8 protein-coding genes are annotated in these 12,643 nt (G+C 71.9%); 2 read left to right on the top strand and 6 right to left on the bottom strand.

Going from position 1 to position 12,643, the window contains the following annotated elements; translation table 11 throughout:
• The first annotated feature begins 312 nt into the window (after positions 1–312).
• On the top strand, positions 313–1,218 hold the full coding sequence (locus tag G6O68_RS13670) for a DUF1559 family PulG-like putative transporter (protein ID WP_165248651.1): 906 nt from the start codon (positions 313–315) through the stop codon (positions 1,216–1,218).
• A gap of 40 nt (positions 1,219–1,258) precedes the next feature.
• The gene (locus G6O68_RS13665) at positions 1,259–1,726 is read left to right on the top strand and encodes a hypothetical protein (RefSeq protein WP_165248649.1); all 468 of its coding nucleotides are present in this window, start codon (positions 1,259–1,261) and stop codon (positions 1,724–1,726) included.
• A 12-nt stretch (positions 1,727–1,738) separates the two neighbouring features.
• Here the strand turns inward: G6O68_RS13665 and G6O68_RS13660 are convergent, their stop codons facing one another.
• From G6O68_RS13660 to G6O68_RS13635, 6 genes are all read right to left on the bottom strand, one after another.
• Positions 1,739–4,363 (bottom strand): beta-galactosidase, encoded by a 2,625-nt coding sequence (locus G6O68_RS13660; RefSeq protein WP_165248647.1) that lies wholly within the window; start codon positions 4,361–4,363, stop codon positions 1,739–1,741.
• A gap of 105 nt (positions 4,364–4,468) precedes the next feature.
• Complete coding sequence (fusA, locus tag G6O68_RS13655) at positions 4,469–6,592, bottom strand: elongation factor G (protein WP_165248645.1); 2,124 nt, start codon at positions 6,590–6,592, stop codon at positions 4,469–4,471.
• A gap of 64 nt (positions 6,593–6,656) precedes the next feature.
• Positions 6,657–10,460 (bottom strand): FG-GAP-like repeat-containing protein, encoded by a 3,804-nt coding sequence (locus tag G6O68_RS13650; RefSeq protein WP_165248643.1) that lies wholly within the window; start codon positions 10,458–10,460, stop codon positions 6,657–6,659.
• A 62-nt stretch (positions 10,461–10,522) separates the two neighbouring features.
• Entirely contained in the window at positions 10,523–10,720 is a 198-nt protein-coding gene (locus G6O68_RS13645; protein WP_165248641.1) for a hypothetical protein, read from the bottom strand.
• Positions 10,721–10,742: 22 nt separating this feature from the next.
• A complete protein-coding gene (locus tag G6O68_RS13640) occupies positions 10,743–11,669 on the bottom strand; it encodes a nitrilase-related carbon-nitrogen hydrolase (RefSeq protein WP_165248639.1) in 927 nt (308 codons plus the stop codon).
• Between the two features lie 28 nt (positions 11,670–11,697).
• On the bottom strand, positions 11,698–12,618 hold the full coding sequence (locus tag G6O68_RS13635) for a tetratricopeptide repeat protein (protein ID WP_165248637.1): 921 nt from the start codon (positions 12,616–12,618) through the stop codon (positions 11,698–11,700).
• Positions 12,619–12,643 lie beyond the last annotated feature (25 nt).

The raw sequence follows: 12,643 nt of genomic DNA, 5'->3' as shown, positions 1-12,643 counted from the left end.
GTCGAGGAGCCCAGGCTCCGTCAGCACGTCCCGGCGCGGCGGGACCGGATGAGGGGCCCGCCCCGGCCCGAGGACGCACTCCATTCTAGCATCCCCCGCCCCTCCCCGCGCCCCCGGGTCAATCCTCGGCGGGCGCCGGCCCCGCTCGCGGCGCCCTTCGTCCGAGGCCGGCCGCGTCGGCGGGGTTTCGCTCCGGGGGCCTTTGCGTCATGATGGCGGATGGCGCAACCACGTCGCTCGATCGCGCCGGGACGAGGCCTCTCCGATCGGGGCGGCCCTCCGGCGGCCGGCTCGGACCTGGAGTTTCTCGACATGCTTCGCGACGCGGGCCGCGGCCTCACACTCGTCGAGCTGCTGATCGTCGTCGGCCTCGCCGGCCTCATGTTCGCGCTCCTCGTGCCGGCCGTGATGCGGGCCCGTGAATCCGCCCGTCGGACGCAATGCACGTCCAACCTGCACGGCCTCGGGATCGCCCTGCACCAGCATCAGGAGAGCCGCGGCGCGTTCCCGGCGGGAGCCGGGCCGCGTTCCTTGCTCTGGAAGCTCCTCCCGTCCCTGGATCAGGACGCCCTGTTCCCGTCGGCGATCGACGACAAGACGGCGGCGGTGCCGATCCCGGGAACCTTCCTCTGCCCGTCCGACGCCGCCCGGACTGCGCCGCTTTCGAAATACGCGACCAGCTACGCCGGCAACGCCGGGCTGTTCGGCCGCGAGCCGGTCTCCGGCTGGGAGGGCGCCTTCCTCGACGCGGAGGTGGCCCCGCACGACGTCACGGACGGGCTTAGCCGGACCGCGGCGATCGCCGAATGGATCGTGGGGACGGGCCACGAAGCGCGGCCCTCCCGGCTGGGATCGATCTTCGCCCTCGACGCCGCCTTCGCCGACTCGCCCCACGGCAGGGAGGATTTCGGTCGGGCCTGCGCAGCCCACGACGGCTCGCCGACGGGTCCGGGCTCCCTCCCGTTCAAGGGCTCGTACTGGTTCCGGGGCCGGTTGGGCCACTCGCTCTACACCCACGCCCTGCCCCCCGGCCGGCCCTCCTGCCGCGCAGTTCCGGACCTGAACGCGATCACCGCCGGCAGCCTCCACGGCGACGGGGGCAACGTCCTCTTCCTCGATGGCACGGTCCGATTCATCAAGAACACCGTCGACCCCGCCGTCTGGCGGGCGCTCGGCACCCGCGCCGGCGGCGAGACGATCGGCGGCGAGGCCTACTGACGGTCCAGGAGTTTCGACCACACCTCCAGGAGATTCGGCCATGAGCGTGATCCTGACGACGTTGACGTGGTGGCTCCTCGCGATCCCTCCGGCGGCCCTCCCTCCCTTCACCGAGCATCGCGCCGAGGTCGGCGGGCTCACGATCGTCGTCTCGGCGAGGAATGCTCGACAGGTGAGCTACGTCGAGAACGCCCGGATGGTCGTCATGGGTTCGATCCGGGCCGAGCCCGAGGCCGACGGCGCCCTCCCCCGAAACGTCCGCGTGGACATCGTTCAGGACGGCGTGACCTACGGCCAGCAGATCGGCGAGCCGACGCCGATCGAGGGCCATCCGGGCACCGTCGCTTTCACTGTGACGATGAGGGTCCCCCGCCGGCCGGGGATCTTCGAGGTGCGGCTCGCTCCAGAAGGCCTGACGCGCGACGGCCGACGATGCGAGGGGGCCGACAGGTATCCGCGATACCTGATCCAGGTCGTCTCGAATTCGCCCCCCGGTCCCGCAGCCTGATCCGCGACGGTTTCACGGGAAACGCAGGATCCGGGTGTCGCCTCGTTTCATGGGAAACGTGGGCGACGCGCCGTCGGGGACGGCCTCGCCGGTCAGGGCGTCGACGATCGCGTCGCGGCCCTTCGGCAGCCGCAGCGCGACCGGGCCGTCCTGGCTCGCGTGGAGGACGACGAAGCGGTCGTTCGCGTAGACGTTGCAATCGGAGTCCGTGTAGAGATGGACCCCCGCCCGTTTCGCCGCCAGCCGGACGAGTTCCGAGGTCAGCCCCGGCGGGCCGGCGAAGAGGGAGAACTCCGGAGCCCCGGGGTCGCCCCGGAGCGCGACGGCCGCCGAGCCGTCCGGGTAGCGGGCCAGGATCTCCTCCGCCGTCGCGTCGGTCGCCGCGAACGTGGGGCGGACGTGGGCGTCGACGCCGAAGGGCCTGGAGAGGCCGAGCGATCGCCCGGCCGCCGTCGGCTCGGCCCAGGCCTTCGCGGCCAGGCTGCGCTCGAGCTTGAAGCCGGTCAGCTCGCGCATCGACTCGGGCGAGGGGGACTCGCCGTCGTACCAGCCGGGGGCGTAACTCCAGACCACCCCCTTGCCCCGCGTCGCCCAGCGTAGCCCGGCGCGTTGCTCGGCGGTGAGGCTCCAGGCGTTCAGGATCACGTACAGCCGGGCGTCCACCTTGCCGGCGATCACGTCGTCGAGCAGATACTGGCCGTACGGAGCTCCGCAGCGTCCGAGCGCCCGACGGGCCTCGTACACCGCCGGACGGCTGACGACCTGGCCGCCGGCCGCGATCCGCGTCAGGCTCGCCTCGTCGATCACGGCGGCGATCTCGGGCCGGTACGCGACGGGGTCGCCGAGCAGAGGGAGGTCGATGGTTTCCAGGCGTTTCATCTGCTCCCAGAGGCGAGGGTCGTTGAACCAGCCGGTCGCGCCGAGGTCCATCCACCAGGTCGCGAAGTTCCGTACGGCCTGCTGGCCGACGTTGCGGAGGAGCATCCTGTTCGTGTCTTCCAGAGTGTCGGCCCCGGCCTCCGCGCCGGGGAACGTGCTGCCGCCGGCCAGGTAGGTCCGGGTGTCGTCCTCGACGAGCCACATCTTGCCCGCGAGGGCCACGCTCTCGGCGGCGGTCATCGTCGGGGCGGACTCCCCCAGGCCGCGATCGAAGTAGGAGATCGGCGAGCAGAGCACGTCCACGTCCGGCGAATCCAGCACGCGACGCAGGGCGTAATGCCCGGAGATCGCCGGGCCGAGCTGGACCGCGCCGAACTCGAAGACGTAGCCGTAGAAGACGACCGAGAGCTTCTTGCCCGCCGACCCCTCGCGAACGGCCTTCGCCAGCGCCAGGACGCAGTCGGCCATCGCCTCCTGCTGGAAGGTCGACCAATCGAGCACGGGCCGCTCGAACTTCGGGTCGCGGAAGATCCCGTACGGGGCCTCGCGGCGCGACCTCGGCGACGGCACGGCCGCGGTGTCGAGGCTCGCCTGCGGATCGTTCCAGGCTCGACGCAGCTCGTCGTCGCTCGGGTAGCGATCGCGGAGCCACGCCCGCCAGGCGGCCAGGTCGGCCGGGGCGTAGCCGTTGAGGGCCTTGCCCCAGGTCTCCTGGTAGAACCATTCGCCGGTGTTCTGGCCGGTCGGGTGGTAGCCGACGACGTGCTCGCCGTATTTCGCCTCGACGTGCTCCACCAGCTCGCGAAGCCTGGCGGCGGCGTCCTCGCGGAACCGGGGCGAGGCGGGCACGGCGTTGCCGGACTTCCCGTCGTCCCATCGCATGGCCTCGCCGGGATGTTTCGCCGTCCACCAGGCGGGCGGGTAGAGGCCCACCCGAGGGAGCAGCAGCGCCTTCGGGCTCACGCGCAGCACCTGCTCGCAGGCGGAATCGACGGACGACCAGTCGGCGTTCCGGCCGGGTTCGGGCCAGGGGAGATCCATCGGGAAGCTGACGAAGTCCACCCCCACGTCGGCGGCGAGCTTGATCTCGGTCTCATACGGGCCCGGCGGCCCGCCGAGGTAGACGTAGGACGAACCGGGACGATAGAAGGCCACGCTCAGCTCACGCGGCACGCTCGACCGCACCCAGAACGTCGCCTCGTAGCTCTTGCCTTTTTCGAGCTTCAGCCGCGTCTGGTGGAAGACGTGGAAGTCGGGCCAGTCGCCGCCGCCCGCCGGGGCCCTGAGCGCGATCCGGAGCCCCGCCGATCCCCCCTGGCCCGCCCCCGGGTGGACGCTCGCCGAGCCGACCGTGTTCGCCTCGCCCGTCGGCCAGAACGTCCAGGAGCGGGCGAATGAATCGGGGCCGGCCTCGAAATCCTGGAGCGGGATCACCTCGCGGCCGTCCTCCTGATCGACGACCTTCAGGTCATCGATGTCCACCTCGCCGGGCTTCGCCCCGCAGCGGATGTGCATCGTGCCGTTTTCGGCCGACTCCGCCGCGACGAACGCGAATCGGACCGGCTTCGCCTCCGGACCCGCCGCGACCGGCGCGGAGCCCGGGATCCCGAAGAACATCCGCGCCCGCACCGGCCGGCCGTCGACCACGAGTTGCGGCACCCCGTTGCGGACCTCGACGCGCACGGTGAGCGCCGAGGCGGAGGCCGCCAGGCAGAGCAAGGAGAACGACGCAAGCGAACACACGCGACGATGCATCATGGCGCACCTCAGGATAGGCCGACGCGTCCCTGCCTCCACCTTTGGTGAGGGAAGGTGGCCGATGGCCGGACGAGGGGGACCGAGACCGCTCGACTCGGGCCGGCCTCAGCCCGTGAGGGCTTCGAGCATGCTCTCGGGGGCGGCGGCGTATTCGAGCGGCTCCATGGTGTAGCTGGCTCGTCCCTGCGAGAGGCTTCGAACGGCCGTGGAGTAGCCGAACATCTCCTTCAGCGGGGCGCGGGCGTCGATCACCATGAGCTTGCCCCGGGTCGACGTCCGTTCGATCAGGGCGCGGCGGCTGGCGAGGTCGGCGGTGATGTTGCCCAGGTAGTCCTCGGGGGTGACGACCTCGAGGCGCATGATCGGCTCCAGCAAGACGGGCCCGGCTTCCTCGATGGCGTTGCGGAGGGCGTCGGACGCGGCGAACCGGAAGGCCAGGTCGGAAGAGTCGACGTCGTGGTGGTCGCCGTCGACGAGGGTGACCTTCAGGTCGACGAGCGGGTAGCCGGTCTTGCCGCCGGACTTGGCCTCCTCGCGCAGGCCCGACTCGATCGCCGGGATGAATTCGCTGGGGATCACGCCCCCCTTCATCTTGTTGGCGAAGTGCATGACCGGCGCGCCCTTGGGCTGGACCTCGGGCTCGACGTCGATCTTGATCTTGGCGTAAAGCCCGGTGCCGCCCGTCTGGCGGACGCAGGCCCCCTCGACGCGCTTCACCGCCTTCTTGATGGTCTCGCGGTAGCTGACGCGAGGCCGGCCGACGTGGACCTTGAGCTTGAAGTCGCGCGTCATCCGGTTCTTGAGGATCTCCAGGTGCAGCTCGCCCATGCCCGAGATCAGGGTCTGGCCGGTCTCCTCGTTCACCTTGAAGAGGAACGTGGGGTCCTCGCGGGCCAGGGCGTTGAGCGTGTCGGAGAGCTTCCCCTTGTCGGCCGAGCTGACGGGCTCGATCGACATGCTGATGACGGTCTCGGGGAACTCGATCCGCTCCAGCAGGATCGGGTGGGTGGCGTCGCAGAGCGTGTCGCCGGTGACGGCCTTCTTCAGGCCCACCACGCCCACGATGTCGCCGGCCATGGCCTCGGACACCTGCTCGCGATCGTCGGCGCGGATGTGGTAGAGCCGCGAGCAGTTCTCCTTCTCCTCGCGGCCCGGGTTGTACGCGCGGCTGCCGGCCTTGAGGACGCCCGAGTAGACCCGGACGAACGAGAGGTCGCCGTGGGCGTCGTTGGTGATCTTGAAGACCAGGCCGCAGAACGGCTCGTCCGGGCTCGGCTTGCGAGAAAGCTCCGTCCCCTTCTTGGGGTGGAGCCCCTGGACCGGCGGCTTGTCCAGCGGGCTCGGCAGGTAGTACGAGACGGCGTCCAGGAGCTGCTGCACGCCGACGTACTTGAAGCTGGACCCGCAGAGCACCGGCTGCGCCCCGCCGGTCAGCGTGGCCCGGCGGAGGGCGTCGTGGATCATCTGGACCGTCAGGTCGGCCCCGTCGAGATGGGCCATGTACTGCTCGGCGAACGTCTCGTCGTATTCGGACAGCGAATTCAGCATGGTCTCGCGCCAGGCGTCGGCGTCGAGCCGCAGGTCCTCGGGGATCTCCTGGACGGAGAACGTGGAGCCCAGGTCCTCGGTCTTGAAGAACAGGGCCTTCATCGAGATCAGGTCGATCAGCCCCTGGAAGGCGCCCATCGAGCCCTCGGGCCCGGCACCGATCGGGATCTGGAGCGGGATCGGGTGGCTGTCGAGCCGGTTGCTGATCTCCTCGTAGACCCGCTCGAACTCGGCGCCGATCCGGTCCATCTTGTTGATGAAGCAGATCCGGGGGACGTGGTACTTGCCCGCCTGCCGCCAGACCGTCTCGCTCTGGGCCTCGACACCTTCCACGCCCGAGAAGATCACCACCGCGCCGTCGAGCACGCGGAGCGAGCGCTCGACCTCGGCGGTGAAGTCGACGTGGCCGGGCGTGTCGATGATGTTGATCGTCGTGGGGTCGCCCTGGGCGTCCTTCCAGTGGCAGGTGATCGCGGCGGCGACGATGGTGATCCCGCGCTCGCGCTCCTCCTCCAGGTAGTCGGTCGTGGTGTTCCCCTTGTCGACGTCGCCCATCCGGTGGATCTCGCCCGTGTAGTACAGGATCCGCTCGGTGGTCGTCGTCTTGCCGGCGTCGATGTGGGCGATGATCCCGATGTTGCGAATCCGGCGTAGGGTCGTGGTGACGTCGTCGCTGGCCATGATCGTCTCGTTCCGCGCTCGGGGTGTGGACGCGGTCCGGACGACCGCGGCGTGGCCTTCCAGCTTAACGGCTTCCGCCGCCGGAATCAGCGCGAAGGCCGGCCGGCCCCCCGGCCGGGCGGGTCTGGAAGGTCCGCAGGTAGTCGGCGTAGGCGGCGTCCGCGGGCCGGCGGGCGGCCGGATCGGCGAACGGATACTCGGGCATGCCGCGCCAGGGGAGCGGGCCCACGGAGTCGCTCCCCGCCGTGAACGGGTCGGCGTCCTTGCAATAGCCGACCGACCGCAGCACGAAGCTCCGGCTCCAGCCGGCGGGCAAGGGGGGCAGGGCGTCGGCCTCGAATTCGATCCGGGCCTCGTCGCCGGGGCCCACCACGCAGAGCCGATCGTCGTCGGCCCGGAGCAGGGCCGCCACGTCGCCGTACCGCGTGAGCGAGCCCGACATCCGCGCCAGCGGCGCGGGGTCGACATAGTCGTAGTCGTAGACCAGGGGGAGGCGGCCGTCGGGCGAGACCTCGCGGGTGTAGCCGCGCGGGCCCAGCGTGGCGCGGGCCGCGGGTAGGCTGGTCGTGCGGAGCGAACGCTCGGCCTCGGCGTCGCGCACCGCGACGAACGCCTGGTCGTAGTAGCACTCCATGTTGGTCCGGATCCGCAGCACGCAGCGCGGGCCGGCGAGCTTCCCCGAGAGGTCGAGCGTGGTCATCCGCGGCAGCCCCGCGGGATAGCCGGCGTGGGGCTCGATGACTTCCCACGACCCGTCCTCGCGGAGCCGCTCGATCACCGGCGGCGCCAGCTCCACGCCGGCCGTCGCGGCGGCGTAGTTCGTCTGCGAGTAGGGATACTCCACCCAGCCCGCGAGCGCCAGGACGAGGCGATCGTCGGGCCCGTAGTTCGCCAGCCGGTCGCCGAAGTCCAGCACGATCCCGTGCTCCTCCGCGTAGCCGATCCAGCCGGGACGCCTGGCGAAGCCGTCGACCGTGTCCCGGTCCCACCGCCTCAGCCTCTCGGTCACGTCCGCGCCCTTCAGGTCGGTCGCCCGAACGGGCTCGACCGCCGTCCGCCAGGCCCGAAGCTCGCCCGTCGGCCTCGGCCCGGTCGGGGCGAACCGCTCGTCGAGGGCCACGGAGACGCCCGGGGGACGGTCGACGACCTCCAGGGCGATGTGATCCAGGTACGCGACCTCGTCCATCGGCTCGGTGATCGAGATACGATACGCCCCCTGCTCCGGCGTCAGCTGATCGTCGGCGATGGCCACGGCCTCGTCGCGATCCGGCTGGCCGTAGACGCCGGGCGCGACGAGATAGCCCAGGCCGCCGCCCCCCAGGAAATCGCCGAGGCAGACGAACCGCTCGCCGTTCCACGTGAAAAGGACCGGGCAGCTCCCCGTCTTGCGGTTCCGCTCGGCGAGCGCCAGCTTCTCGTCGGCGGCCACGTTCAGCTCGGCCTGCATCACGCCGTCGGGCCAGAGGACGTGGATTACGTCCGCCGCCGGCCGGTCCTTCAGGCCGATCACCACCGGGCCGACCGCCGATCCGAGGCCCGCGACGGGAGTCGTGTGATCATACGAAGCGTCGACGCCCCGGGCCTGGACCGTCACTCGCGCGCCGATCGCGTGGGGGTTCGTCCGCATCAGCTCGGGCTGGACCCGCCATCGTCCCCCCAGCTCGACCGCCAGCCAGCGGTTGCCGTTCCCCAGGTTCCGAGCCAGCACCGGCGGGCCCCCCGCCGGGACCAGCAGGAGGTCCGGCAGCGCGTCGCCCGCCAAGTCGGCGAGGATGAACCCGTCGCCGGGCTCGGCGAGCGCGGGCGGCTCCTGAGTCGCCAGCCTGACCCCCTCGTTGCGGAGCCAGGCGATGGGCGGCTCCGGGCTCGCGCCGGGGGCCGGTCGCGTGCGAAGCCCGATCAGGTCGAACCGGCCGTCGAGGTCCAGGTCGGCGGCGGCGGCGACGCGCCAGCCCCGGGCGTTGTTCGGGAACGGCTCGAAGCTCGGGACCAGGTCCGCGGACTCCGCCCTGGCGGTGACGTTCTTCCAGGCCCGGAGCGGGCCGTCGCCCGAGGGCGCCGCCAGGTCGGGCCGGCCGTCGGCGTCGAGGTCCGCGACGAGCAGCCCGGTGGTCCCGACGGCCTCGTCCAGGCCCTTCGGGGCCGCCGATCGGAATCGGCCCAACCGCTCGTTCAGGACGACGACCGGGGGCGCGTCGTCCGAGGTCAGGATCAGGTCCAGGTCGCGGTCGCCGTCGAAGTCGGCCAGAGCGATGCCGGTGTGACGTCGAGGCTCGTCCCGAAGCGCCTCCTCGCCCGTCCAGGGGACGAGGGCGAGCGAGAGGCCGCCGGTGGTCGTCACGTTGTCGGCGGTCGCCAGCGGGGCCCACGCGGGCTCGGGCTTGCCGGGCAGCGCCGGGGCCCGGCCGTTGTTGCGGAAAGCGGCGTTCGGCAGGCCCGGGGGGGCGTCCCGGCCTTCGAGTAACGCGGACTCGGCGTGCTCGGCGGACGTATAGTTCACGACGTACAGGTCCAAATCCCCGTCCTGGTCGAGGTCTAGCCAGCGGGCGGTCAGCGACAACGCGGGGGGCCCTTCGGGCTTCAGGGATTCGGTCAGGTCCTCGAACGCCTTGCCGTCCACGTTGCGGAGGAGCCGGTCGCCCCCCATGCCGGTCAGGTAGACGTCGACGCGGCGGTCGGCGTCGAAGTCGGCGGCGGCGACGCCCGTGCTGGCGCGATCGGCTGCGAGCCCGAACGCGGCCGAGGCGTCCTCGAACCCGCCTTCCCCCTTGTTCAGCAAAAGTGCGTCGTGCGGGCCCTGGGGGCCGACGACGGCCGCCGTCAGGTAGAGGTCGAGACTGCCGTCGCCGTCGGCGTCGAAGGCGGCGACCCCCGCGCCGAAGCGGGCCCGGACCCGTTCGATCACGGCCTTGTCGCCGGTGAAGTCCGCGGGCGTCGCCCAGCGTTCCCCTTCGGCCAGTTTCACGTGCAACGGCGCGGGGGCGTCGAACCTCGGGGCGGGCGCGGGGTCGAGGGCGCCGGCGACGGGGCCGGGCGGGGCGATCATGCCGTAACGGCCCATTTCGCCGTAGGTCGTCTCGACCACGTTCCCCGGGCCCGGCACGGGGCCGGAGCGGTTGCGGTCGAGCTGCTGCCAGCGCTTCAGGATCTCGCGCTGCTTGTCCGCCCGGCCGATGTCCCGGTAGGCGAAGGCCAGGGGATACAGGGCGGACGACAGGTAGGGGTCGATCGCGAGGGCCTTGTTGAGCAGCTCGATCCTGAGCGGGGCCTCGGCCGGGGCGGGCGGCCGGTTCGGGTCCTGCGCGTTCGTGACCGTCTTCGCGGCCCAGAGCCACGACGCGGCGTCGAGGGGGTCGACCTCGGCGACCTTCCTGAAGAGCTTGTGGGCCCCGGCCGCGTCCCCCTGGTCGGCCGCGATCAGCCCCTTGCAGAAGAGGGCGCGGGGGTCTTTGGGCTTGCGTTCGAGGACCTCGTCGAGGAGGGCGAGGGCCTCGTCGTAGTTTGAGGGGGGCTTCTCGCCGCCGGCCTTCTTCGCCTCCTCGGCCTGCTCGCCGGAGTCGTTGAGCAGGGCGATGGCCAGGTCGATCGCGCCGTCGGACCAGCCGGGGGCCAGCTTGCGGACCTCGCGGAAGGCCTCGGCCGCCTTGCGGTACTCGTACTGCTCCATCAGCCCCAGGCCCCGGAGCCGGGCGGCCAGGACGGCGTCGATCCGATCCGCCGGGATCTCGTCCCGGGGGGGCTCGGCGGCGACCTTCGGGGGCGGGACCGTCGGAGTCGATTCGGGCGCGGGGGCTGAGGGCCCGCCGCAGCCGGCCGCGAGGCCGAGGACCGTCGAGAGGAGTCCGAACCGGAAGGATGCAACGCCCATGGGATGCGACCTCGGGAGGGTGTCCAGCTTCGGAGGAAGGCCGCGCTTCGACGACGAGCGCGTCAGCCGAGCGATCGCGGCGGGAGGCTCGCCGCCTCGGCGAATTTCGGCAGCCCCTTGCCCGGCGGCGGAGAAGCCGGGACCTCGGAGGGCTCCTCGGGACTTCCGCAGCCGGGGGTCGCGAGGAGGAAGGGGATCAGGGCCAGGGCCGCGGCAAGGAAGCCGAGCAGGCGGCGGCGGAGGGGGGACCCGAGGTGCATCAAGGAGTTCCTCGCGAGCGGATCAGCCCGGTCGGCGGTGAATCGGCCGGGCGTAGAGGTCAGTATAGGCTTCGGTGCGCAACTGCGACAGCATCTGATGGCCGCGCCGGCGGTCGCGCTCGGCCCGCAGCGCGGCCAGGTCGATCGGCGCCACGACGATCTTCTCGCCGGGGCCCGGGTCGGCCTGGGCGAGGATCCGGCCGTCGAAATCGACGACCATGCTCCCGCCCGGCCACGAGAACGGCGGGTAGTTCGCCGCCGAGGCCCCCTGGTTGGAAGCCACCACGAACGCCAGGTTCTCCACGGCCCGCGCCCGGTTGAACAGCGTCCACCAGTCCATGGGCGGGGTCGCCCCCCAGGGGTCCATGTACGCGGAGACCCGGATCAGGACCTCGGCGCCGGCGAGCGCCAGCGCGCGGATCGCCTCGGGGAAGAGCCAGTCGTAGCAGATCGCCGCGCCGAGGCGGCCGATCTCGGTCTCGACCACCGGGAACAGCGGCTCGTCGTAGCCCGGCAGGTCGTGGGGGCTGGCGTGGAGTTCCCACGGCAGCCAGGGGTTCACCTTGCGGTAGCGGCTCAGGAGGCCGTCGGGGCCGATCAGGCATGTCGTGTTGAAGACCGACCCCGGGTATCGGGCGTCGACCTCCAGGAACGACCCGGTCTGGATGTAGACCCCGCGCTCCTTCGCCTTGGCCGCGTAGCGGTCCGTGTGGTCGTTGGGGATCGGGACCGCGAGCCGGTCGGCCAGTTCGTCGACGGTCTCGTAGATCGGGACGGCGTGAGCGAACTCGGGGAAGACGACGAGGCGGACGTCGAAGAACGGCCCGTAGCCGACGACCGCGCGATCCACCATGCCCAGCATGTGCCCGACCCGGCCGGCGATCTCGTCGCGCGAGCGGGGGCAGGGCAGGTCGGTCTGGCAGGCGGCGGCGTAGTATCGCGATGTCACGTCTTGGGTCCGTGGGTGTCGTCGCGGCTCAGGGGGCCGGCGGCGCGAGCGGGTCGCGGCCCGGCCCGGGGTCGGGGTCGGTCCTCGGCGCCTCGCGCAGGCGGGCCGCGTCGAGGAAGGCGGCCAGGGCCACGTCGGGCTTGCGTCGTGGGTCGTCCAGGCGGAGGAAGACGTCGGCCGCCTTGTTCTCGCGTCGCGAGAGGAACCACTGGGCGCCCAGCACCAGCCAGGCGTCGCGGTCCTCGGGGTGCTGGTGCAGGTGCTCCTCCAGCCTGGAGACGTGCCGGGCGAACTCGGCGGGCTCGGAGTAGAGGGCCTGCACGTCCTTCGCGGTGACGATCCAGCCGGGCTCGGCGGTCTCAGCCTCGCGGAGCAGGTCGGCAGCAAGGGTGTACCGCCCCCGCACCAGGGCGATCTGCGCCAGGCGGAGTCGCGGAGTCGCCCAGTGGGGGTTGAGGCGGATCGCCTGCTCGTAGCGTTCCTCGGCGCGCTTGAGGTTGGCCACCCGGAAGAGCCGATCGCCGTAGGTCACGAGCCGATCGGCCCGATCCAGGTCGGCCTGCTTGATCTTGATCGTCGGGCGGGACATCGCGGCCGGGCGGACCAGCCCCGGCGGCGGGGCGGGAGCCGCCGGGCCGGCGGAAGGGGGCTGCGTCCAGAACCCGAAGCCGCCGCTCATCCCGCCGAGCGGCGAGTGGATGGTCGCGACCGACCCATTCGGCGTGCCCCGAACGACGACGTACGGCCGATACCCCCACCATCCCCAACCCGAGGAGGCCGCCGCGGGGACCTTGGTCGGGTCGCCGCCCGAGCCTTCGCCGTCCTTCCCGGCCGGCGCCGGGGCCGCCGAGGCTCCCGAGCCGGTCGCCTGGGCCGTCGCGACCGGCGGGTCGGCCGCTGCGAAGAGGCCCGACGCGAGGAACGCCCCGAGTAGCTCGATCCTGGCCATGGCGTCCGGTCCTCCCTGGGGCGCG

The sequence above is a fragment of the Paludisphaera soli genome (assembly GCF_011064595.1).
GTDB classification, from domain to species: domain Bacteria; phylum Planctomycetota; class Planctomycetia; order Isosphaerales; family Isosphaeraceae; genus Paludisphaera; species Paludisphaera soli.
This window is presented reverse-complemented; position numbering and strand designations above follow the sequence as displayed.

Bases quoted from the DNA above. Each gene is read 5' to 3' on its own strand.
- G6O68_RS13645 (WP_165248641.1), bottom strand. From the start codon at position 10,720: ATGCACCTCGGGTCCCCCCTCCGCCGCCGCCTGCTCGGCTTCCTTGCC.
- G6O68_RS13665 (WP_165248649.1), top strand. From the start codon at position 1,259: ATGAGCGTGATCCTGACGACGTTGACGTGGTGGCTCCTCGCGATCCCT.
- fusA (WP_165248645.1), bottom strand. From the start codon at position 6,592: ATGGCCAGCGACGACGTCACCACGACCCTACGCCGGATTCGCAACATC.
- G6O68_RS13670 (WP_165248651.1), top strand. From the start codon at position 313: ATGCTTCGCGACGCGGGCCGCGGCCTCACACTCGTCGAGCTGCTGATC.
- G6O68_RS13635 (WP_165248637.1), bottom strand. From the start codon at position 12,618: ATGGCCAGGATCGAGCTACTCGGGGCGTTCCTCGCGTCGGGCCTCTTC.
- G6O68_RS13660 (WP_165248647.1), bottom strand. From the start codon at position 4,363: ATGATGCATCGTCGCGTGTGTTCGCTTGCGTCGTTCTCCTTGCTCTGC.
- G6O68_RS13650 (WP_165248643.1), bottom strand. From the start codon at position 10,460: ATGGGCGTTGCATCCTTCCGGTTCGGACTCCTCTCGACGGTCCTCGGC.